Source organism: Rhodococcus sp. NPDC004095, from assembly GCF_053604015.1.
The window spans coordinates 156,171-178,962 of sequence record NZ_JBSGGS010000003.1; the positions used below are offsets into that span (position 1 = coordinate 156,171).

The 22,792-nt window shown below is 68.7% G+C and carries 20 protein-coding genes and 1 tRNA gene; 3 read left to right on the forward strand and 18 right to left on the reverse strand.

Translation table 11 applies throughout. The features are described 5' to 3' along the window. Positions 1 to 36: 36 nt before the first annotated feature. The 14 genes from lhgO to ACWEPG_RS06885 form a co-directional block, all read right to left on the reverse strand. Entirely contained in the window at positions 37 to 1,224 is a 1,188-nt protein-coding gene (gene lhgO, locus ACWEPG_RS06820) for an L-2-hydroxyglutarate oxidase (RefSeq protein ID WP_450114145.1), read from the reverse strand. A 94-nt stretch (positions 1,225 to 1,318) separates the two neighbouring features. Further along, entirely contained in the window at positions 1,319 to 2,167 is an 849-nt protein-coding gene (locus ACWEPG_RS06825; protein WP_450114144.1) for a Bax inhibitor-1/YccA family protein, read from the reverse strand. A 156-nt stretch (positions 2,168 to 2,323) separates the two neighbouring features. Continuing rightward, positions 2,324 to 3,451: a class I SAM-dependent methyltransferase gene (locus ACWEPG_RS06830; RefSeq protein ID WP_452594124.1), complete on the reverse strand. Its 1,128-nt coding sequence runs from the start codon at positions 3,449 to 3,451 to the stop codon at positions 2,324 to 2,326. A gap of 56 nt (positions 3,452 to 3,507) precedes the next feature. Beyond that, the gene (locus ACWEPG_RS06835; protein ID WP_450114142.1) at positions 3,508 to 4,188 is read right to left on the reverse strand and encodes a nitroreductase; all 681 of its coding nucleotides are present in this window, start codon (positions 4,186 to 4,188) and stop codon (positions 3,508 to 3,510) included. A 50-nt stretch (positions 4,189 to 4,238) separates the two neighbouring features. Next, positions 4,239 to 5,018, reverse strand: coding sequence for a M23 family metallopeptidase (locus tag ACWEPG_RS06840; protein ID WP_450114141.1), 780 nt, complete (start codon positions 5,016 to 5,018; stop codon positions 4,239 to 4,241). A 127-nt stretch (positions 5,019 to 5,145) separates the two neighbouring features. Next, entirely contained in the window at positions 5,146 to 5,814 is a 669-nt protein-coding gene (locus ACWEPG_RS06845; protein ID WP_452594125.1) for a M23 family metallopeptidase, read from the reverse strand. 353 nt (positions 5,815 to 6,167) lie between these two features. Continuing rightward, on the reverse strand, positions 6,168 to 6,548 hold the full coding sequence (locus ACWEPG_RS06850; RefSeq protein ID WP_450114139.1) for an SHOCT domain-containing protein: 381 nt from the start codon (positions 6,546 to 6,548) through the stop codon (positions 6,168 to 6,170). Between the two features lie 1,219 nt (positions 6,549 to 7,767). Then, positions 7,768 to 7,896 carry a hypothetical protein gene (locus ACWEPG_RS06855; protein WP_450114138.1) on the reverse strand — a complete coding sequence of 43 codons (129 nt, stop codon included), beginning with the start codon at positions 7,894 to 7,896 and terminating at the stop codon, positions 7,768 to 7,770. 471 nt (positions 7,897 to 8,367) lie between these two features. Beyond that, a tRNA-Leu gene (locus ACWEPG_RS06860) sits at positions 8,368 to 8,441 on the reverse strand. A 21-nt stretch (positions 8,442 to 8,462) separates the two neighbouring features. After that, entirely contained in the window at positions 8,463 to 9,422 is a 960-nt protein-coding gene (locus ACWEPG_RS06865; RefSeq protein ID WP_452594126.1) for a Ppx/GppA phosphatase family protein, read from the reverse strand. Beyond that, on the reverse strand, positions 9,419 to 9,958 hold the full coding sequence (locus ACWEPG_RS06870) for a DUF501 domain-containing protein (protein WP_450132790.1): 540 nt from the start codon (positions 9,956 to 9,958) through the stop codon (positions 9,419 to 9,421). Before ACWEPG_RS06870 ends, ACWEPG_RS06865 begins: the two co-directional genes overlap by 4 nt. Continuing rightward, the gene (locus tag ACWEPG_RS06875; protein ID WP_450114135.1) at positions 9,955 to 10,452 is read right to left on the reverse strand and encodes an FtsB family cell division protein; all 498 of its coding nucleotides are present in this window, start codon (positions 10,450 to 10,452) and stop codon (positions 9,955 to 9,957) included. The genes ACWEPG_RS06870 and ACWEPG_RS06875 overlap by 4 nt, the downstream gene beginning before the upstream one ends. A 237-nt stretch (positions 10,453 to 10,689) precedes the next feature. Then, positions 10,690 to 11,976 (reverse strand): phosphopyruvate hydratase, encoded by a 1,287-nt coding sequence (gene eno / locus ACWEPG_RS06880; RefSeq protein WP_450114134.1) that lies wholly within the window; start codon positions 11,974 to 11,976, stop codon positions 10,690 to 10,692. Between the two features lie 200 nt (positions 11,977 to 12,176). Next, positions 12,177 to 12,887 (reverse strand): lytic transglycosylase domain-containing protein, encoded by a 711-nt coding sequence (locus ACWEPG_RS06885; protein ID WP_450114165.1) that lies wholly within the window; start codon positions 12,885 to 12,887, stop codon positions 12,177 to 12,179. Between the two features lie 190 nt (positions 12,888 to 13,077). On the opposite strand from ACWEPG_RS06885, the gene efeU reads away from it, so the two are divergent. The 3 genes from efeU to efeB are packed head-to-tail and all read left to right on the forward strand — an operon-like array spanning position 13,078 to position 16,426. Next, positions 13,078 to 13,980 (forward strand): iron uptake transporter permease EfeU, encoded by a 903-nt coding sequence (gene efeU, locus ACWEPG_RS06890; protein WP_452594127.1) that lies wholly within the window; start codon positions 13,078 to 13,080, stop codon positions 13,978 to 13,980. A gap of 18 nt (positions 13,981 to 13,998) precedes the next feature. Next, positions 13,999 to 15,132, forward strand: a complete 1,134-nt coding sequence (efeO, locus tag ACWEPG_RS06895; RefSeq protein ID WP_450114132.1) for an iron uptake system protein EfeO — start codon at positions 13,999 to 14,001, stop codon at positions 15,130 to 15,132. A 4-nt stretch (positions 15,133 to 15,136) separates the two neighbouring features. Further along, entirely contained in the window at positions 15,137 to 16,426 is a 1,290-nt protein-coding gene (gene efeB, locus ACWEPG_RS06900) for an iron uptake transporter deferrochelatase/peroxidase subunit (RefSeq protein WP_450114131.1), read from the forward strand. 4 nt (positions 16,427 to 16,430) lie between these two features. Here efeB and ACWEPG_RS06905 read toward each other — a convergent pair whose 3' ends face one another. The 4 genes from ACWEPG_RS06905 to ACWEPG_RS06920 form a co-directional block, all read right to left on the reverse strand. Further along, on the reverse strand, positions 16,431 to 17,807 hold the full coding sequence (locus ACWEPG_RS06905; protein ID WP_452594128.1) for a sugar transferase: 1,377 nt from the start codon (positions 17,805 to 17,807) through the stop codon (positions 16,431 to 16,433). A 292-nt stretch (positions 17,808 to 18,099) separates the two neighbouring features. Further along, entirely contained in the window at positions 18,100 to 19,962 is a 1,863-nt protein-coding gene (locus tag ACWEPG_RS06910; protein WP_452594129.1) for a putative bifunctional diguanylate cyclase/phosphodiesterase, read from the reverse strand. 10 nt (positions 19,963 to 19,972) lie between these two features. After that, complete coding sequence (locus tag ACWEPG_RS06915; RefSeq protein WP_452594130.1) at positions 19,973 to 22,108, reverse strand: Rv1355c family protein; 2,136 nt, start codon at positions 22,106 to 22,108, stop codon at positions 19,973 to 19,975. Beyond that, entirely contained in the window at positions 22,101 to 22,724 is a 624-nt protein-coding gene (locus ACWEPG_RS06920) for a hypothetical protein (RefSeq protein WP_450114127.1), read from the reverse strand. The genes ACWEPG_RS06915 and ACWEPG_RS06920 overlap by 8 nt, the downstream gene beginning before the upstream one ends. Positions 22,725 to 22,792: the final 68 nt, after the last annotated feature.

Genomic DNA, 22,792 nt, shown 5'->3' on the forward strand with positions numbered 1-22,792 from the left:
CCGGGCATCCGCCCAGGTGTCCGCCCGTTCGGCGTCTCAGCGGTCGGTACGGTCCGCGATCAACTCACCGATCGGCAGCGCCGACGTGGCGGCGGGCGAAGGCGCGTTGACGACATGCACCATCCGGTCGGTGGACCGGATCAGGAAGTCGTGCACGAAGCCGCCGTCACCTCGGACCGCCTGCGCGCGGATGCCCGCGTGCCGGCCCTGCAGGTCGTCGAGTTCGAGCGACGGACAGTACTTCCGGCACTCCGCGAGGTAGCCGCGCTTGAAGACCGCGTTGCGCATCTCGCGGATCCCGGTGCGCACGTTCGCCGCGGCGACTCGGCGCATCCCGGGGAAGCGCAACATTTCCATGACGTCGCGGCGGTCGACCCCGAAGGGCCGGTACTTCTCCCGTGCAAACCCGAGGACCGCGTTGGGGCCGACGGTGATGTCGCCGTCGACCGTGGGGCTCAGGTGCACCCCGAGGAACGGCAGGTCGGGATCCGGGATCGGGTAGATCAGGTGCCGCACGATCGACGACTTCTCCGGCCTCAACCGGTAGTACTCACCGCGGAAGGGCACGATCTGGAAGTCGGTGTGCAGCCCCGCCAGCCGCGCGATCCGGTCGGCCTGCAGACCGGCACAGGCGATCAGGGTGCGGGCCCGGACGGTCGTGTCCGCCGTCGAGACGGTGACCGTGTCGGAGCGTTCGGAGATCTCGACGACCTCGGCACCGGTACGGACCTCGCCGCCGGACGCCGTGACGCCCTCGGCGAGCGCGCGGCACACCTGTCGGTAGTCGATGATGCCGGTCGCCTTGACGAGCAGCGCCCCGAGACCTGACACCAGGGGTTCGCGGTGGTGGAGTTCGGCGGCGCCGAGCCGTTCGTGGTCGATGCCGTTGATCCGGGCGCGGTCGACGAGCGCGTCCATCCGTGCGAGTTCCGTCGGGTCGGTCGCCACCAGTAGTTTCCCGGTGACGCGGTACTCGATGCCGTGGCGCTCGGCGAACCGTTTCGTCGCCTCGGCACCGCGCTTGCACAGGTCCGCCTTCAGGCTGCCGGGCTCGTAGTAGATGCCCGCATGGATGACACCGCTGTTGTGCCCGGTCTGGTGGGCCGCGACCTCACGTTCCTTCTCGAGCACCACCACCGACGCGCCGGGGTTGCGTCGTAGCAGCGCCCGCGCCGTCGCCAGCCCGACGATCCCACCGCCGATGACGCAGAAGTCGTGGTCCACCCGCCCGATGATGCCCCCCGGATGCGCCGAACGGGCGGTTACCTGAGCATCGGCTTCAGTGCCTGCCCGGTAACCGCCCGTTCGGCGGAGTCCGCTAGTCGTTGTTGAAGTAGCTCAGCAGACGCAGGATCTCGACGTACAGCCAGACCAGGGTGACGGTCAGGCCGAGGGCGACGCCCCACGCCGCCTTCTCCGGCGCCTGGGCGCGGATCAGCTGGTCGGCGGCGTCGAAGTCCAGCAGGAAGCTGAACGCGGCGATGCCGATGCAGACGAGGCTGAAGATGATCGCCAGTCCGCCGCCGTCCCGCAGACCCAGTCCACCATCGATGAAGAAGCTGGCGATCAGGTTGCCGAGCGAGAGCACCACGACACCGATCAGGGCGCCGATGATCATCCGGGTCAGCCGCGGCGTGACGCGGATGGCGCCGGTCTTGTAGACGACGAGCATGCCGAAGAACACACCGAACGTACCGAGCACGGCCTGCGCGATCAGTGCGGCTCCGCCGACCCCGCCGAACTGGACGTCGGTGAACATCAGCGACAGCGCGCCCAGGAACAGGCCCTCGCAGGCCGCGTACGCCAGCACGATCGCCGGATTGTCCATCTTGCGACCGAAGCTGGCGACCATCACCAGCACGAGGCCGACGAGACCGCCACCGATGACGAACGCCGACGCCAGGCCCGGGTTCCCGTGCGAGAGCGAGTACGAGATGATCGCGGCGATCGTCAGCACACCGAGCGTGATGCCCGTCTTGGTGACGACGTCGTCAATTGTCATGGACCGCTGGGCGGGTCCGGTGGTGTAGGGCTCGGCCTGCGTGTACTGCGGCTGGCCGAACTGCTGGGTCATCTGCCCGGCGCCCGCCGCGGCAGAACCGAACGAGGCGTATCCGCCCTCCTGCTTCGGGAGGTTGCGGAACACCGGGTTGCTGGTGGTGCGCACCGTGCGTGTCCCTTCTTTCATGGCCCGTGGGCCTGTCGTGTCATTTTGACGCGACTGCGGCGGGTCTGTCCCGCCCACTTGTCCGTACAACGACCGCGCCCTGCGAGTAAGTTCCCGGGGACGGACAATTCGGACTCTACCGTCCCGACCTCCGGATCACCGCGCCACGGAGCGGGTGACGGTGAACTTCGGGTTACGCCCGACCTGCTCGGTGGGCCCGACGGCCGCGGTCAGCTCGGGTTTGTAGCCGAGATGTGAGTTGTACACCGTCCACAGCTCACCGCCGGGGCGCAGGACGCGGCCGGCGGCCCGGAACATCGCCAGAGCGGCACCGGTGTGCACCGCGGCACCGACGTGGAACGGCGGGTTGCACACGATCAGGTCCACGCTGCCGTCGGAGAGGGTCGACATCGCGTCGTCGCGCAGCGCGGTGACGCGCCCGGCCACCCCGTTGGCGTGGGCGGTGGCCGCGGCGGACGCGACGGCGGCCGCCGACTGGTCGGTGGCGATCACGGTCAGGTCCGGTCGCAGCCGCGCGAGGGAGACCGCGAGGATCCCGGTGCCACAGCCCAGGTCGACGGCCGTGCGTGCGGTCGGGTCGGTGCGAGGCAGGAAATCGAGCAGGAACCGGGTGCCGATGTCGAGCGCCGGTCCGGCGAACGCCGCACCGTGCGCGACCACGTCGAGCCCCAGTTCCGCGAGGCGTTCACGCCGCGGATAGGTCCCCGGCACCGGTATCGGCTTCGCGGCGACGAGGACGCGGGACTTCTGCCGTCCCCGGGTTGCGTGCACGTCGGCGAAGCACGAGGCGAGCACGTCGTTGAAGGCGTGGGTGAGGTGCTTGTCGCGACCGCCGGCGTACACGACCACCGACGGATCCGCATACCGCGCAACGGTTTCCGCCATCTCCGTGAGTGCGCTCAGGCTGCGCGGCAGTTGCACGAGCACCACCGTCGCACCGGCGAGCAGCTCCTCCCCCAGCGCGCACTGCCGGTACCTGCCGACGAGGCCCGCGCGGTCGGCGTTGCCCGCGAGCGCGAGCTCCCCGGTCAACGGATCCTGATGCACCCGAACCTTGCTCGCCCCGAACCCGGCGACCGCCCCCAGGGTCAGCGCGCCGTACCGGTCGCCGATCACCGCGACCGCGCCCGGCGGCGCCGCCGCGAGCGCCACAGCGGCCTCGTCGAGGATCAGCCGGTCAGCACCGTCGACGGCATACAGGTTGGGCGCCTCGACGTCGGGATGGCGACGCAGGGTGGCGAAGAGTTCCTCGGGGACCGGCACCCGCCCAGTCTCTCAGGTGCGCGGCAGGTCTCCCGATCCGTCCCCGGATCCCGCCGCTAGGACACCCAGGTGACGACGGAATCCAGGTCGGCGCGGCCGGTGCGGAACGTGTTCGCCGGATGGGCCAGGTCGGGATACCCGAAGGAGATGGCGCACAGCACGTTCCGGTCGTCGGGGATCTCGAAGAAGTCCCGCACGTACGGGGCGCATCCGGCCAGTGCCGCCTGCGGCACGGTGGCAACCCCGAGGCTCTGCGCGGCGAGCAGGAAGGTGTTGACGTAGAGCCCGCAGTCGACGGCGGCGTAGGTGCCGAGAGCGGCGTCGGTGGTGACGATCGCGACGTGCGGGGCACCGAACAGGTCGAAGTTCTTCAGCGTCTGCTCGGCGGATGCCTGCCGATCTCCGGCGATGCCGAGGCTCGAGTACAGCTGCAGCGCGCACTCCTTGCGCCGATCCTGGTACACCCCGTGGTATCCGCTGGGGAACTCGATGTCCGGGGCCTGCGCGACCGAGCGCACGGCCTCGGCGAGCCCGCGCCGGAAGCGTTCGGTGGCGTCACCATCGGTGACGGCGACCTGCCACGGCTGGGTGTTGCACCACGACGGCGTTCGCTGGGCCATCGTGAGGATCTCGACGATCACGTCCTCGGGGACGGGATCGGGAAGGAACGCTCGGCAACTGAATCGCGATGAGAGCAGGGTCGCGAGGGTTGCGGGTTCCACGGCGGTGTCGGTCACGAATTCCGATCCTAGAGAGTCGAATTCCGGGGCGTCACGACCGGTCCCACTCAGACGTTGCGGCCGTTGTTGCCCCAGGTGACCGAGACGCCGTTGTCGCGCAGCCACGCCGACGGGTCGACCTTGTTGCCCTGCGGATCCCACACCTCGAAGTGCAGGTGCGGCCCCGTGGACTGGCCACGGTTGCCGACGGTCGCGATCTGCTGGCCGGCGGAGACCTGCTGCCCGACGGCCACCTGGTAGTCGTTGACGTGGCCGTAGACGGTGATCGTCCGGTCGGCGTGCATCACCCGCACCCACAACCCGAAGCCGGATGCCTGCCCCGCGGAGATCACGGTTCCGTCCTCGGCGGCGAGGATCGGGGTGCCGATCGGCGCGGCGATGTCGAGGCCGCCGTGGTGCGCGCCCCACCGGGAACCGAAGTCGGAGGTCAGCGTGCCGTTGACCGGTTGGACGGTGCGCGCGGGCAACGGGTTCGTGGAACCGAAGTTCTGGTCCTCGACCCACTGCTTGGCGGTCGCGAATCCGGGGATCGAGTCCGCGGCGAGGTCCGGCACCTCCACCGTCGCGGGCACCTCGACACCGACCGAGCGCAGACCAGCGGTGACGTCGGACGGCAGAACCGGAATGTCGACGGTGGCCGCCCCGGCGGTGGCGCCGCCGAGCTGAGCACCGCCGACGATGATCGCACCGGTCGCAGCGGCCACGGTGGCTGCCTTGACACCCGTTCCGTGACCTTGAGCAGGAGCGCGGTGACGACCGCGGACGGCGTCGGGATCGACGACGGCGAACGCGACGGTGCGCGCCCCTGAACTGCGATGATCTGCCACGGGCGATACCTCATCCGTTTCTTCGGTCGGCGGCCCGCAGGTTCCTGCGCACCGTTTGTCCGCGTCCGAAGATAACAAGATGGTCTCGGCCCCGTCTACATTTACCGAACCTTGATGTCGGGTCGGATCAGGAACCCCAGGTGGGCACGACGCCGCGGTCGCCGAGCCAGGCATTCGGGTTCAGCCGGTTGCCTGCGGCGTCCCACGCCTCGAAGTGCAGGTGCGGGCCGGTCGACTGGCCTCGGTTGCCGACGGTGGCGATCTGCTGCCCGGCCGCGACCCGCTGACCCACATGCACCGAGTACGTGTCGACGTGGCCGTAGACGGTGACCGTGCCGTCGTCGTGCCGGATGCGAACCCACTGCCCGAACCCGGACGCAGGTCCGGCGTTGATGACCTCGCCGTCAGCAGCGGCCTGGATCGGCGTGCCGATCGGCGCGGCGATGTCGATACCGCCGTGGTGAGTCCCCCAGCGCGCGCCGTAGCCGGAACTCAGGGTCCCGGAGACCGGCTGCACCGTCCGGGCCTTGAAGGGCGTGCCGCTGCCGGGGCCGACCGCGGCGAGCAATCCCGCGGCCCAGTCCGCGGTGGGACCGGCGGGCACGTCAATCGCGGGGACCTGAACCCCCGCGGGCAGGACGCCGGCCGGGACCTGAATCGGCTGGGCCGAAGCGGCACCGGCGCCGAACTGGACACCGGCGACGGCGATGGCACCGGTCACGGCGGCGGTTGCCGCGAACTTGAAGCGGCGGGTGAGCGTGTGAGAACGAGTAACCGTCCTGTGGGTGTTGGCCACAGTTGTTTCCTTCAATCTTCGTCGCGACGCGGGGTGCGTCGTCATCCACTGACTCGGTCGCGCGCTTCCCCAGCGCGACCGGGATCCCCCGGAACGCAGACGAACGTAACGAAGTCATCTCGACACGTCGATCGTGACCAAATATTTATCAAAAATTGATCTTGATGAGGCCAATGCCGAAAACGGCAGGTCCAGCAGCTTCCCGAAGTTCGTACACTGCATAGTGACGTCGGTCACAGTATTGCCGTTTCGCGGCGGGATCGGGCTCGGCCATGCCCAGTTCCGGACACGAAAAAGACCCCCGCCGCGCGTCCTCGGGGACGCGGGGCAGGGGCCTTCGGGGCCCTGGAGGCCTAGGCCAGCGCCTTGGCCTTGAGCTGGTCGTATTCGGCCGGCGTGATGGTGCCCGCATCGAGCAGCGACTTCGCCGACGCGATCGCGTCGGCCGGCGTGGCGCCCGCAACCTTCTTGATGTACGCGTCGGCCGCCTCCTGCGCCTCCGCATGCGCCGCGACGGACCGTTCGGTCATGCCCCGGCCACGGGCAATGAGGTACACGAACGCGGTCAGGTACGGGAACACGACGAGGAAGATGATCCACACGACCTTGATCCAGCCGCTGGTCTTCCGGTCCCGGAACAGGTCACCGATGATCTGGAACAGGACGATCAGGTACGCGACGAAGGCGAAGACGAGCAGGGTGTACCAGAGCAGTTCCCAGAACGAGTCGAGCATGAGGTGCAACCACTTTCACGAGGAGGACCCACCCCGTGGTCCGGGACGGGGCAACGCACTTCGAGGGACGAACCGCGCCCCCGAGGGAACGCACCCCGAACCCGTGGTCCAGGCCGCGCGCGCACAGCATCGCACACCATTTTGCTCCAGCGTTGCTATCTGACGTTTGAACGACACGCGTCGCAGGGCGCATCCCCACCCGGAACGATCGATGCCCGCCACTCCAGACGGAGTGGCGGGCATCGATCCGCACGTCCCGGCGCAGGCGCGCCCGCGTGCGTTTCGCGGCGAATTCGACCCCAGAGGCCGTCGGCACCTACGAGCCCAGCGCATCCTTGAGCAGATCGGTCAGAACCTGCGAGAGAACGCCGATGAGAATGGTTTCCGCGCTACCCATGATTGCTCCTTGTGTGCATTTCGTACTGTCGAACGGAACGGTACGACACCGAGGCGCCCCGTGGGCGTGTTTCAACTGAACAGTCGTCCAGAAGTTGATGACCGCTCGGGTGCCCGGACCGCCGCCGGGCGCGACCCGACGGGTTCGACCCGGCCCCCGTTCGACCGACAGGCCGGTTCGCCTGACAGAAACTCGCGCTACGTCACCACCACAGGCGACCGTACGGCCGGACCCGTCGACGGTCCAGCTGACCACCCCTCGCCGATTCGCCCGTGCTATTGACAGGCAAACTCCGTCGGCCGGCGAGTGCACACCCCGGCGATCTCACAGACCACTCCAAACCGACAGAGACCTCTCTGGTCAACCTCGAGTCGACCGAAGCGCGCGTTCCACACTGTTCAAATCGGCTGCAACATTTTTCACCGACGATTGGCTACAGTTGCCGCGGCGCGCCCGGGATGGGACTCTTGGGGTGCGCCGCGCTCCGGCGCCGCCAGTCGGCGCCGGAGCACCCGATCGGGCTCCTCCTGCCGTCACTCATCGGCTAAAAGTTCGCTATGGAAATCTCGCGGCGGCCTGCATCACATCACTCCCCGGTACGCCGCGCCGGCACCTCTGGTCACCGCTTCCCGGGCACGTCGATGCGACGAGAGCGGCTGCGGCAGTGGGAATCTGAACCGACCATCTCGACATCGATCTCATCGCCGCACCGGTCGCAACGGGGTATGCGGTTGGATGCAGACCCCCCGAAACGACGAAACGCCCCCCACCTGAGGGGGGCTGCGGTGGGAGGCGTTTCGTTTGGAGCTCGGTCAGCGTCGATCAGCTGAAGGCAGCAGCCGCACCGACGACGGTCAGGACTGCACCCAGACCACCGACGATGGTGCCGACACCGCTGACGATCGGCTGGATCTGCTTGATGAGCTTGAGGTCTTCTTCGGACGAACCCATGGAACGACTCCTGTTGATCGAGAGGTGATTTCGGCGCATCTCTCGCGCGCCGGACACATTGGTACCAGAGGAAAAGCACCGTATTGGCGCCCTCTACATGAACCTCAGGCAAACACCCTGGACGAGCACACAGAGTTCGCCGGCAAGCAACCTCCGCAATACCTGGAGTTTCCCCAATGGACCCGACACGTAGCGACACCAACTCGGGCCGCAGCGAGCAGACGGTCCCAAATGTGAAGAATGACCGACTATTTCGCGAATCGGCAGCGAAAGTCCACGGCGATGGTTCTGGATGCAGGGCGCGCCCGGGACGGTGACGAGGCCGGCGACCGACCTGGGGACAGAATGGCCGCGCAGAGAGCCTGCAACGACCCACGAAGCGCGGTGTCCAACCGAACACGTACGGTCCGGGCTCGCCGGCGGCGTCAGTAGGCGACCACGTCGGAGGTGTCCCGCGGCGTGGCGATCGAGTGCCCCCAGTCGGACTCGAACCGACACTTGGCGGATTTTAAGTCCGCTGCCTCTGCCAATTGGGCTATGGGGGCCGGCCGAAGCCGTGGTGGAAATCAGAGCACCGAGAGTGCGATCCCGTCCAGGATGTCGTGCTCGCTGACGATCAACTCGGCGATGCCGGCGCGGCGGGAGAGTTCCCGGCCGAGAACGTCGGCGACGATCGCGCCGCCACCGATCACGTCGACCCGGCCCGGGTGGATCGTGGCGATCGCGGCGCGCTGCTCGTGCGTCATGTGCAGAAGGCTGTGGTTGACCTCGTGCAGCCGCTCCAGCGACATCCGCGACAGGTGCACCTGCTCGGCGTCGTAGTGCGGCAGATCCAGAGACACCGCGGCGAGGGTGGTCATGGTGCCCGCGACACCGACCCAGGTGCGCGCCTGCTCGACGGGTACCCGGTCGAACGCCTCGCCGAGCTTCTCGGCCGCGAAGGCCTGCGCCGCCACGACCTGGTCCTCGGTGGGCGGATCGTCGTGCAGGCACCGTTCGGTGAGCCGAACGCAACCGATGTCGGTGGAGTACGCGGCGTGTACCCCTCCCCCGTCGCCGAGGACCACCTCGGTGGAACCGCCACCGAGGTCCACGACGACGAAAGGTCCTGTCGCCGGGTCGAGTTCGCCGACCGCACCGGCGAACGACAGCCGCGCCTCTTCGTCGCCGGTGATCACCTCGGCGCCGGCGCCGGGGATCACGGCGCCGAGCACCTCGCGCGTCATCGCGAAGAAGTCCTCACGGTTCGCGGCATCCCGTGTGGCGGATGTCGCGACCATCCGGACCTTGCCGGCACCGGTCTCGCGGATCATCCCGGCGTACTCCTCGAGCGCAACCCGGGTGCGTTCGATCGCCTCGGGGGCGAACTGCCCGTTGGCGTCGACGCCCTGGCCGAGTCGGTTGACGCGCATCTCCCGGACCACGTCGGTGAGGCGGCCGCTCTCGTCGGCGTCCGCGACGAGCAGACGGATCGAGTTGGTGCCGCAATCGATCGCGGCGACCCGCTGCCCGGCACCGCTGCTCATTCGCCGCGGCCTTCCGGTGCGACATACCGCGGCCAGTCCTCGGGAATGGCGGTGCCACGCAGCCCGGCGTCGGCGGCGAGGGCGACGGACTCGTCACCGAACGGGTTCACGCCCGGCCCCTTGGCCAGGGCGTGCGCCATCAGCACGTGCAGACACTTGACCCGGTCGGGCATCCCGCCGCCGGTGAAATCCGTTCCGAGCGAGTCGATTTCGTTGCGCTCGGCGAGATACGACTCGTGCGCGCGGCGATACGCGTCAGCGAGTTCGGGGTCGCTGGACAGGCGCTCGGTCATCTCCTTCATCACGCCGGCCGACTCCTGCCTGCTCGCCTCGGCGGTCAACCGCGGGTCGGTGAGGTAGTAGAGCGTGGGGAAAGGCGTGCCGTCGGGCAGGCGCGGCGCAGTCTTGACGACTCCGGGGGTGCCGTCGGGTGCGCGGTACGCGATCGCGAGCACACCGCGCGGCTCGCGGCCCAGCTGCGCTGCGACGACCTCCAGGTCCGCCTGGGGAACGTTGTTCTCGGCCGGCTCGGTCACCCGGTGGGCCCTCCTTGATCTTGTGGAATGGTCATCGACCCGGCACCGTCGGGTGCGGGGGCGGGTGCCTGCGGCGCCGGTGCGGGGGTCGCGGTCGGGTCGGGTTGCGGCTCGACGATCGGCCGCCACAGGTCCGTGTACCAGGGGTCGCCGTCGTGCTTGGGCTTGGTGAGGTCCTCGACGGGCGGGGCGGTCGCGCCCGGCAACTGCACCTGGTACGGGGTCTCCCCCGGCATCACGTACTGCAACCGTTCGCGGGCCTGCGCCCGCACGTAGGCCGGGTCGTCGGCCTGCTGGTTCTCGCGCGTGAGCCGCGCGACGTCGGCTTCGAGCTGCTCCCGCTGCTCGGCGACCTGCTCGGCCTCGCTGCGCTGGGTGAGGTAGGTGCGCAGCGGGACCGCCAGGGTCAGTGCCAGCGCGCAGATCACCATCGCGAGGACGACCGCACGGGCGGTGGAAAGCCCGAGGATGGTCCGTTCGGGGGTCGGCGCCACCGGTCGGCGACGACGGGACCGTGCGCCGACCGGCTTCTCGGTCGGCGACGGTGTTGCTCCGGTGGCCTCCGGCGGGCCGGAGGTGTCCGGGTCGCCGGGCGCGGCAGATCCCGTGGGGCGGGTCCGCGACGACGGGCGTCGCGCCCCCTCCCCGCCGCGGCTGCGACGGGGATCACGGCCTCCCGGGCTACCGCCCGGTCGGGACCTGCCGCGCTGGCTCATGATCGGTCGGCCGGATCAGGCGCCGAACGCGAAACGCGGGAACGCGAGCTCGCCGGCGTAGCGGGCGGCGTCCCCGAGGGACTCCTCGATCCGCAGGAGCTGGTTGTACTTGGCGACGCGCTCGGAGCGGGCGGGGGCACCGGTCTTGATCTGGCCGCTGCCGACGGCGACGGCGAGGTCGGCGATGGTGGTGTCCTCGGTCTCGCCGGACCGGTGGCTCATCATCGTCTTGTAGCCGTTGCGGTGCGCGAGGTCGACGGCGTCGAGGGTCTCGGTCAGGGTGCCGATCTGGTTGACCTTAACCAGGAGTGCGTTCGCCGCACCCTTGACGATGCCGTCCTCGAGACGCTCCGGGTTGGTGACGAACAGGTCGTCGCCGACGAGCTGGATCTTGTCGCCGATCGCCTCGGTGAGCGCGACCCAGCCCTCCCAGTCGTCCTCGCTGAGCGGATCCTCGATGGACACGAGCGGGTACGCGCCGAGCAGCTCCGCGTAGAACGCGCCCATCTCGGCGGCGGTGCGGTTCTGGCCCTCGAACTTGTAGCCGGTGCCGTCGGTGTAGAACTCGGTGGCCGCGACGTCGAGAGCGAGCGCGACGTCGGTGCCCAGCTTCAGGCCGGTCTTGCCGATGGCCTCGCTGATCAGGTCGAGCGCGGCCTTGGTGCCCGCGACGTCGGGCGCGAAGCCGCCCTCGTCGCCGAGGCCGGTGGACAGGCCCTTGGCCTTGAGCACCGACTTGAGCGAGTGGTAGACCTCGGCGCCCCAGCGCAGCGACTCCTTGAACGTGGCGGCGCCGACCGGCGCGACCATGAACTCCTGGACGTCGACACCGGTGTCGGCGTGCGCGCCACCGTTGAGGATGTTCATCATCGGCACGGGCAGCACGTGCGCGTTCGGGCCACCGACGTAGCGGAAGAGCTCGAGGCCGGAGGACTCGGCAGCAGCACGCGCGACGGCCAGCGACGCGCCGAGCAGCGCGTTGGCGCCGAGGCGGGACTTGTCCGGGGTGCCGTCCTCGTCGAGGAGGGCCTGGTCGACGGCGCGCTGCTCGGCGGCGTCGATGCCGATGATCGCCGGTGCGATCTCACCGAGCACGGCCTCGACGGCCTTCTGCACGCCCTTGCCGTTGTAGCGGTCGCCACCGTCACGCAGCTCGACGGCCTCGTGCTCGCCGGTCGACGCACCCGACGGCACCGCGGCACGTGCGAACGTGCCGTCGTCGAGCAGCACCTCGACCTCGACCGTGGGGTTGCCTCGCGAATCGAGGATCTCGCGGGCTCCGACCTGCTCAATGATGGCCACGGATGGTTCTCCTTATTGGCGGCTTTTCGTTGTGTGGGCGACGCCAACACGGCCCGGCTGCGCGGGGCGTTGACGATTTCGCTACATAGTGCCAGGTCTGAGCCTAACCGCGGCAACCGGCTGCGGTGCCGTGGCACACGCCGGGTGATGAGTCACAGCGCGCTCCGCACGGCGAGTCACAGCGCGCCCCACACGGCGACTCACGGTGCACTCTTCACGGCATAGGTGTTGGCCCGGTCCCGGACGTCGAGCAGGTACTGGCCGGAAAGGTTGTACGCCATCAGCGCCTGCCGCCAGCCCGCTTCGGTGGTGAGGTCGCCGCCGCGGGCGCACAGGTACCGACCGGCGGTCAGCGCGGCGTCGTCGATGTTGTCGGGGTCCGCGACCCCGTCGCCGTTGGCGTCGACGCCCCAGCGACGCCAGGTCTCCGGGATGAACTGCAGCGGTCCCATGGCCCGGTCGTGCACCGGGTCGCCGTCCATCGCACCGCCATCGGTGTCGGGAATCTCGGCGACCCCCGGTCCGCCGTCGAGCGGGATGCCGCGGATCGGCGGGGCGACGGTGCCGTCGGCGGCCACCCGGGCACCCCGATGAGTGCCGTGCCTGCTCTCCACCCCGGCGATGCCGGCGAGTGTGGTCCAGGCGAGCCCGCAGTCGGGCCGCGACTGCGCCATCACCGCAGCGGCGTACCCGTACGCCTCCAGCGCGGTCCCCGAGACGCCGATCGCGTCGGACACCCCGGAGGCCCAGTCGGCGAGCCGGTCGGCGGTGCGGCCGGGACCGTCGACGTCGATCGGCGGCAGCGGCGCGCCGGGCCGCGGTGGGACGTCCTGCGGAATCGGCACCGTCGGCTGCTGCGAGCAGCCGGAAAGGACGGCCGCGAAGGTGAGCGAGGCAGCGACGCCTCCCATTGTCACGGTTCGGCGGGTCACCGTGTCCATCATCCACACCGCGAACCCTCGGCAACCAATCCGGGCATATCGGGCACCCAGGCACCACCCCGAATCCGGCTTGTGGTAAGTGCTACCTTATCCGGGAGCTACCAAGGTTCGCCTTCCCTGAATTCGGGCGGGTGACCACGCACAGAATGAGGGGCCACCCGTGCTCGCACTCGCCGCCGACGCCACCGCGCCGAGCATCGCGACCCAGCTGTTCGGCAGCGGCCTCATCGGACTCCGCGAAGGCCTCGAAACCGGCATCGTGGTCATGATCCTGATCGCGTTCCTGGTCAAGTCGGAACGCCGCGACGCCCTCAAGTGGGTGTGGCTCGGCGTCGGCGCCGCCGTCGCGATGGTGGCGATCATCTTCGCCGCCATCCACTTCGGCACCTCCACCGTCACCGGCACCGCAGCCGAATTGATCAGCGGCATCGCCTCTCTCGTCGCGGTCGCGATCGTGACCGCGATGGTGCTGTGGATGCGCACCGCCGCCGCGTCCATCTCCGGCCACCTCAAGGACAGCCTCGGGAAGGCCCTCGCGGTCGGCCCGGTCGCCGTCGCCGCGATGGCGTTCTTCGCCGTCGGCCGCGAGGGCGTCGAGACCGCGCTACTGCTCGTCGGGTACGCGGAGAACGCGGGCAACAGCGTCTGGCCGCTCATCGGACTGCTGCTCGGCATCGCGGTCGCCGCGGTGCTGACCGTGCTGCTGTACTTCGGCGCCGTCCGGATCAACTTCGCGAAGTTCTTCAAGTACACCGGCGTCTTCCTGATCGTCGTCGCGGCAGGCATCCTCGCCTACGGCGTCCGCGCCCTGCAGATCGCCGGCTGGCTGCCCGGCGGCTCGAACCTCGCGTTCGACGCGTCCGCGAGCTTCGACACCTCCAGCTGGTACGGCACCGTGCTGCAGGGCATCTTCAACTTCCGCCCCGACCCGACGGTGCTGCAGGTCGTCGCGTGGGTCGCCTACATCGTGATCGTGCTGCCGCTGTTCCTGCGCCCGGTCACCAAGGAGCAGCCCGTGGCGCCGAAGCCCGCGTCATCCGCAACGTCCGACCTTCCCGCGTAACCGAAAGGCACCACCACCGTGCGTCGATCCACCCCCGCCCTGGCCCTGCTGGCGCTGACCCCGCTCGCGCTCGCGGCGTGCACCGCGAAGACCGAGTCGGACGCAGACGCGATCGCGGTCACCGCGACCGACACCACCTGCGACATCGCGGCGAACACCGCGACCACTGGCACCACCACCTTCTCGATCACCAACAACGGATCGAAGGTCACCGAGTTCTACGTCTACGGCGCAGGTGACCGGGTGATGGGTGAGGTCGAGAACGTCGGTCCGGGTCTGACCCGGCAGCTGATCGTGAACCTGCCCGAGCCCGGCACCTTCCACACCGCCTGCAAGCCGGGCATGGTCGGCGAGGGCATCCGCTCGGAGTTCACCGTCACCGGTGAGGCGAAGGTCTCCACGGACGAGTCGGGCCGGCTCGCCGAGGCCGCCGACGGCTACAAGCGCTACGTCACCAGCCAGGTCACCGCACTGCAGGAGACGGCGGCGAACTTCGTGGCCGCGATCAAGGCCGGCGACGTCGCGGCCGCGAAGGCGCAGTACCCGACCACCCGCACCTACTACGAGCGCATCGAGCCGATCGCCGAGTCCTTCCCCGACGACCTCGACCCCCGCATCGACCTGCGAGAGGTCGACGTCGAGCCGGGCCAGAAGTGGACCGGCTTCCACCGGCTCGAGAAGGACCTGTGGGTGACGGGCTTGCAGCCCGACACCAACGCGATGGCCGACCAGCTGATCGCCGACCTGCAGGAACTCGCCGACGGCATCGCCGCCGAGGACTTCACCGTCGACCCGATCCAGGTCGCGGGCGGCGCCCAGACCCTGCTCGACGAGATCTCCCGCACCAAGATCACCGGCGAGGAGGACATCTTCAGCCACACCGACCTGTACGACTTCCAGGCCAACGTGGACGGCTCCCAGGCCGCGATCGCCTCCGTCCGTCCGATCATCGACGAGCGCAACCCGGAGCTGGGTCAGCGGATCGACCAGCGGTTCGCCGACCTCGACGCCGCCCTCGCCCAGTTCCGCGCCGGTGACGGGTTCGTCTCGTACGACACGGTGACCGAGCCGCAGCGTCAGGAACTGTCGCACAAGATCGACGCACTGTCCGTCGAGGTCAGCCAGGTGCAAGGTGTCGTCGCCGAAGCCTGATTCCATGTCTGATTCCCGGCCCGGGATCTCCCGCCGTGCCCTGTTCGGCGCGGTCGGAGCGGGCGTCGTTGCCGCCGGGGCCGGCGCTGCCGTCGGTCGCCTCACCGCACCCGACACCGGCTCCTCCTACGGAGAGGTGGTCGAGTTCCGCGGAGCCCATCAGGCCGGCATCGTCACCCCCGCGCAGGACCGGATGCACTTCGTCGCATTCGACGTGACCACCGACTCGCGCGACGACCTGGTGGCGCTGCTGCAGAAGTGGACCGTGATGGCCGAGCGGATGACCGCGGGCAAGGAGGCGGCCGAGGACGGCGCGCTGGGTGCCGGCGCGCACAACCCACCCTCCGACACCGGCGAGGCCCTCGATCTCGACGCCTGCCAGCTGACGCTGACGATCGGCTTCGGCCCATCGCTGTTCGAGAAGGACGGCAAGGACCGCTTCGGCATCGCGGACAAGCGGCCCGCCGCCCTGGTCGATCTGCCGAAGTTCACCGGTGACGCGCTGGAGCCTGCCCGCAGTGGCGGCGACATCTGCATCCAGGCGTGTGCAAACGACCCGCAGGTCGCCGTGCACGCGGTGCGGAACCTGGCCCGGGTCGGGTTCGGCACCGTCGCGGTCCGGTGGTCGCAGCTCGGGTTCGGACGTACCTCGTCCACGTCGACGAGCCAGACCACTCCGCGAAACCTGTTCGGGTTCAAGGATGGAACGCGCAACATCAAGGCCGAGGAGGACGCCTCGGTCAACCAGTTCGTCTGGGTGGACCCGGCCGACGACCAGTCCTGGATGGGCGGCGGCTCCTACCTGGTGGCCCGGCGCATCCGAATGCTGATCGAGTCGTGGGACCGCACCGTGCTGACCGAACAGGAGCGGGTCATCGGCCGCGCCAAGGGCAGTGGCGCTCCGCTCGGACAGCAGGACGAGTTCGACGAGCTCGACCTCGACTCGAAGGGCCCGAAGGGCCCGCTCGTGGACGAGGCCGCGCACGTGCGCCTGGCATCGAAGGAGGAACTCGGCGGCATCGAAATCCTGCGCCGCGGATACAACTTCACCGACGGCTCCGACGGTTTCGGCCACCTCGACGCGGGACTGTTCTTCATCGCCTACTGCCGGGATCCGCAGAAGCAGTTCGTGCCGATGCAGCAGAACCTGGCCCGCAACGACGCGATGAACGAGTACATCAAGCACGTCGGCTCCGCAGTGTTCGCGGTGCCGCCGGGCGTCGAGGGCGACGCGTTCTGGGGGTCCTCGCTGTTCGGCGGCTCCCTCGCCCAGAACGGTCAGGCGGAGAAGTGAGCGGTCAGTAGGCGCCCTCGGCGCGGAACACGGCGGCGGCGGTCTTCCACAGGATCATCACGTCGAGCGCTATCGACCAGTTCTCGACGTACCGCAGGTCCATCCGTACCGATTCCTCCCAGGAGAGGTCGCTACGGCCGCTGACCTGCCACAGGCCCGTCAGACCGGGTTTGACGAGCATCCGCCTGCGCACACCGCCGTCGTCGTACTTCTCGACCTCGGCGATCAGCGGCGGCCGGGGGCCGACGAGGGACATGTGCCCGGCGACGACGTTGAACAACTGCGGCAGCTCGTCGATCGAGTACCGCCGGATGAAGTGACCGACCTTGGTCACGCGTGGATCGTCGCGGATCTTGAACAGGACACCGGCTCCCTCGTTGGCACGGGCCAGCTCGGCCAAGCGTGCGTCGGCGTTCCGAAACATGCTCCGAAACTTGATCATTTCGAATGTCGTGCCTGCACGTCCGACCCGGGTCTGCCGGTAGAACACGGGACCGGGACTGGTCAGCCGGACCGCACAGCCCACCGAGACCAGCAACGGCGACAGCGCGACCAGCAGTGCCAACGCCAGAACGCGATCCAGAACCGACTTGACCACCCACGCGGGTCCGGTGAAACGCGGCGCACTCAACTGCAGCAGCGGCGTGCCCGCCACCGGGCTGATGTGCAGCCGCGGCCCGACGATGTCCATGAGCGCGGGAGCGATGAGCAAATCCGCCCCCGTGCCCTCGAGGTCCCACGCGAGCCGCTGAGTGCGCGACTGCGACCACCCGATCGACGGCAACAGGGCCACGGCCGCGTAGCCGTGCAGGGTGACGATCCCGACGATGTCCCGTTCGGTGCCGACGACGGGAACCCCGGCGACGTCGACTGGCAGGTTCTCGGGCACAGCACCTCCGAGGCAGACCGCCTCGACGTTCCATCCGGCGTGCGCCGCCCCCTTGGTTCGGTGGATCAACTCCCGAACCGACGTCTCGTCACCCGCAGCGACCACCGACCGCAGGTACGCACCCGACCTGCGCCGGTGATGGAGCCATTTGCGCAGCAGGTAGCGGCCGACCAGCGACGACATCGCAGCGAGCGGCAGTGCCCCGAACACCCAGGAGTGTCCGCCCGAGGTCTCGGCGGCATACCCGACGACCGCCATCAGCGCGATCACCGTCACGAATGCCGACGCGACGCGGCGGAATTCGTCGGGACCACAGCCGAGGACCCGTGGATCCCATGCGTGATTGAGCGCCAGCGCCGACAGTGCCAGTGACGGAACCGCGAGCGCAACAGCGAGATTGGCCGGGAGGTCGAGGACCGACAGGTCGTGATAAATCGTGGACACGAACGCGTCCGCAGCCAGCAGGCTCAGCGCGTCGATGCCGAACGCCATCCTGCCGTATCGAGCTTCCCAACCCGGCCGTGCCGGTGCCGGGAGCGGTAACGGAAGTCGCCAGGCTCCGGATGCGCGGGCGGGTTCCACGAACGGCCGTCCACACACTGGACACACGAGGCTCGCCGTGTCTCGTGTGGTCGGCTTGGTCCCCGAACCGACCGTTGTGTTGCATTCGCACATCTGGAATGCCCAACCTGTTGCAATCCGCCCCAACAAACTTGGGCTAAAACATACTCCAAGTTGGTTCATGTGCTCAAGTGATACTCTTCCCCTTGTTTTAGAAGGTTCGCTAGACGTTGAGACTAGGGGGCGTGGGTAGAGACGCCGCCACCGGAATCCACCCGGTGCGGAGCAGGTCGCCGCAGCGTTCCACCGTCATGGGTGGGCTGAGCAGGTAACCCTGAGCACGGTTGCAGCCCAACCCCAGCAGCACTTTCGCGGCCGTCTCGGTCTCCACCCCTTCGGCCACCAGGTCGAGATCGAACGACTTGGCCAGTCCCACAATGGACTTGACGATCGCGAGGTCACCCGGAGAATTGCCCAGGTCGCGCACGAACTCGCGGTCGACCTTCAGCACGTTGAATCGTAGCTGTTTGAGTTGGGCCAGCGAGCTGTACCCGGTCCCGAAGTCGTCGATCGCCACCCGCACCCCGAGGTCGGCCAGCCCCTGGAGCGCGACACGGGTGCGATCGAGGTCGCCGACGACCGCATTCTCGGTGATCTCAAGGCACATCCGATCCCCTGTCACACCGTACTCGTCGAGGATCCGCGAGACGACGTCGAGGAACTCGAGCCCCACCAGTTGCGCCGGAGACACGTTCACCCGAAGCGTGACGTCGAGCCCAGGAATCTCCGCACGCCACCGCGCGTAGTCACTGCACGCCCGACGCAGCACCCACGCCCCCAGCTCACCCGCGAGATTGGTCGACTCGGCAACCGAGATGAACGACTGCGGCAAGAGCAGCCCCAGCGCCGGATGGTCCCACCGCGCCAGCGCTTCGACCGCAAGGATCTCACCGGTCCGCAGATCGACCTCCGGCTGGTACACGAGGTGGAGCCGGTCCTCGTCGATCGACGACCTGAGGCTCAGTTCGATGATGCTCCGAACCTCGATCTCCGCGCGCATGTCCTCAGTGAACGCAGCTATCGCGTTGCCGCCCCGCGCTTTCGCCGCAATAACGGCCTGGTCGGCTTGCCACAACAGGTCGACGGCCGTGCATTCGCCTGGCGTCCCCACGGCGATCCCGATACTCACACTGCGACCGAAAGACACGTTGCCTAGCGTGACCCGCTCGTTGACGAACTCACTGATCCGTTCCGCCTCGTCTCGCGCCTCATCCACGCCCGCATCTGCGCCGAGGACCACTACGAACTCGTCCCCACCCAACCGCGCCACCAGGTCATCGGGAGCGCATCTGCCCGCCAACCGGGCACCGATCTCGATGATGAACCGGTCGCCCGCGGTGTGGCCGAGGAAGTCGTTGAGGGTCTTCAGCCGATCCAGATCGAGGAACAGCATCGCCACCGGACCCCGCCCTCCGGACGCCATCCGGCGATCGAGCTGTTCGACGAGCGAGCGTCGGTTGGCCAACCCGGTCAGCGCGTCGTTGTGCGCCCAGTAGAGCAGCAGGCTCTCGGCACGCACCCGTTCCTGCACCTGGGTGAGAAGTGCGGCGATCGCCTTGAGCACATTGATTTCAGCCGAGGTCCAGTCCCGGTCACCGAATCGAACGAAACCCAACGTCCCGGTCGTCACGTCACCGGACAGCAACGGTATCGCCGCCAGTGTCACCGCCGGTATGCCCGAGCCCGCAGTCACGCGATCCTGATAGCCGGTGTCCTCCCCTCCTGGCCGGATGAAGCCGACCTCCTTGAGGTGCTCGGCTCTGGCAAATTCCGGGTCGGCATTCTCGAAGTAGACAACCGCGAGGGGATCCGGGTCGGGAACGTCCGTTCGGTGCGGCCATTCCGCGACGAGGACCGTCGCACGGATGTCGTGGTCGTTACGCCGCAGGAAACACGCGTCCAGTTCGAAGTAGTCGACCAGGTCGTGCAGAACCTCCTCGGCACTGTTCACCCAAGTCCGGGCGGTGGTCGCGGTCAAACGGGAGGCGACGCCGGTGACGAGCTCCTCGAGTGTGTGTGCTGACATGGCGAGCTCCTCAGGACGTGAACGCAGCCGGAGGGTCGGTGGAGGGCCGTCGGCGGCGACTCTGGACCGACGCGGATGCGCAGTGACTCAGACGCAGCACCAACGCGAGGGCGGAATCCCCATCGACCTCGAACAACTCGCGCCATGCTGCACTCCCCACGGCCAGTTCCGCCGTGTACGCGGGGGCCAACCCCGCCAGTTCATCCTCCTCCAGTCCATAGAGGAACACCGGCGAGATCGGTTGCACCGACAAGCCGTGAGCCTCGGCAGCGATCCACACGGACTCCACCGCGCACCCGCCTCGAACGAAATCCGCCGGATCTGTTCCGCTCACCACGACGGCCGCCAGGGCGGTGCTGGACCTGATCCGGTCCCGGCTGGCCGCGCCCAGCGACTGTCCCAGCCCCCAGTCGGCCAGCACCTCCATCGCGTCGGCCCGGCACAGCACCCGCAGAGCCGAGAGGTCGGCGTCGTCAAGTTCGAGCGATCGCACGTCGATGCCGGTGTCCATTCGATCCACACCGGGCCAACGCAATTCACCGATCATCTCGGCATGCAGCCGCGGGTCGAGAAACCGGATCCGCTCTGCGGAGGCGAACACCCTCGCCGCCGAGTCGATGGCAGACCGCTCGGTGACGACAGCCAGGCGCGCACCTTCGGCTCTCGCGGCTCCCGCCAGCGCCTCACGTACCTCACCGGGAAACGGTCGGCGTGAGCCTGCCCGCCGGTTGGTCCCTCGCCGAACCACGCCGTCGAAACGGCGGGCCAGCTCCGGGTCCGTGCCGGAGCCGAAGGTCATCGTCGCTACCAGGGCGGGCGTGGTGACGTCGCCGAACAGTTCGACCGGCCCGAGCAGTCCCTGGGTGGCGGCGGCGACTCGCGCGTTGAAGAGCGCCGCGCCGATCGCCACGTGGCTCCCGCGGTACTGCACATCCATCGCCGTCGACCGGCTGGGGTCGAGGTACAGCCGCAACTCGTCCGGCGTCACCACGACCCGCCACGGCTGGGCATTGCCTCCCGACGGGGCAAGGCAGGCGGCCCGCGCAACCGCGGTCGGACCGTCCGTCGGCAGGACCTCGACAGCCTGGTCCGAGACTGCGTCGCCGCCGGCCTCGACGATCGGGGCGCGCACGTCGTCGAGTCGCTCGTCGAGGTCGACCCGAACCCTCCCTGACTGCAGTGGACGCCCCAGACCGATCCGACGGACGGCCGCAGCCACGCTGGCGCCGCCGAGGAGGACGTCGCCGCCGAGCTGCGGCCAGGTGGAGATCGTGCTGCCGACCTCGATGAGGGAGGCAACCATCCTGGTCGACAGGTCCGCCGCGCCGAGGATTCGCAGGATGTGCGGGATCTTGTCCCGTGCCGACAGCCCGGACAGCTCCGCGCTGTCGCGTTCACCGAGCAGACCGTGGAACAGTGCGCGGCCAGGCTCCAGGTCGTATCGCTCGACATCGATCAGGCCCCGGTCGCTGGTCTCCATCAGAACCGGCAGGCGACGACGACGGGCCTCCTCCCGCACCGCCACCTTCACATCGAGCGAATCGCATTCCTCGACGACGAGGTCGAGACCGTCGAAGAAGGCACCGACCGTGTCCGCGGTGACCCCGTCCGGCCAGACGGACACCTGCAGGTACGGGTCGATCTCCGCGATCCGGCGCGCGGCTGCGATCGCCTTGTTCACGCCGAGATCGAACACCGTGGCGGGCACCCGGTTCAGGTTGGACAGCTCGAGGGTGTCGAAGTCCGCGAGCCGAATCGCGCCGACCGAGGACTCCAGGGCGAGGGCAAGGGCGACGGCGTGCCCGACGCTGAGCCCGACTATGCCGACGTGCAGCTCGGCCAGGCGCAACTGCTCGTCGTCGGTGATCTTGTTCCGGTTCCGGTCGAGCCGCAGCAGCCGGTAGCCGGTCGGGCCGAGGATCCGTACCGCCGCGCGCCGCCATGGGTAGTAGGCCCACCGGGCCGACTCGTCGAGAATCGACGGGTGCGGCTCCGGTACGAGTGCCCGGAGCGCTGCGCGCTGGGCCTCGAGCTCGTCGTGCCATCGCACCCCATCGCCCTCACGCAGCTCCACGATGTACGAGGAATCGGCAGGCGACCCCTCGTCGAGAAGCGTTGCCGTGTAGTCATCCTCATGCTCATGCACTGGCATCGCAGTCCTCGCCGGCCTGCCGGACCGCCCCGGACCGGCCCGGTTCGTGCACCGCCCACAGGCGGGCGAACTGCTGCGCCACCGCTCGGATACGGCGGCTGTCACGGTCCCACCACATCATTTGCGTGCGGTAGCGGTCGTCCGGATAGGCCGCCGGAGGAATCCGGGTGGCCACCACTCCCCCCGACGACGCCCACAGGTCCAGCACGTGATCGGCGGCCGATGCCATCAGGAACTGAACGTCGAGCAACTCGAGCGCGCACACCCCGACGGAGGCCAACGACTGGGTGAGGGCCCGCCGATTCGGTGCCCCGTCGCGAACCCAGGCCGCTTTCATCTCCACCACGCCGAATGGAATGCGGTCTGCGATCATCTCGCGCGCGGCACCCTCCCCGACCTGGTTCGACCATTCCTCCATCACGTGGGACTGTTCCGGAGCGTCGTACGGCCCCTGCGCCCGCAGGCCGCCGTTCACGGTGCCGTCCGCCGCGACTGCGACGAAGAACAGCGTGGTCGTCCTGCCGTCGCGGATGCGGTCGTACTCCAGTGCCTCGACCACACCGTGCTTCGAGTAACTCTCGAACGCACCGGCGAGATATGCCGACCACAACTCGGGTTCCTCGTCCGGTCGCGCCGCGACGAATCGACATTCCGACCTCGGATCCCACACACTGGTCT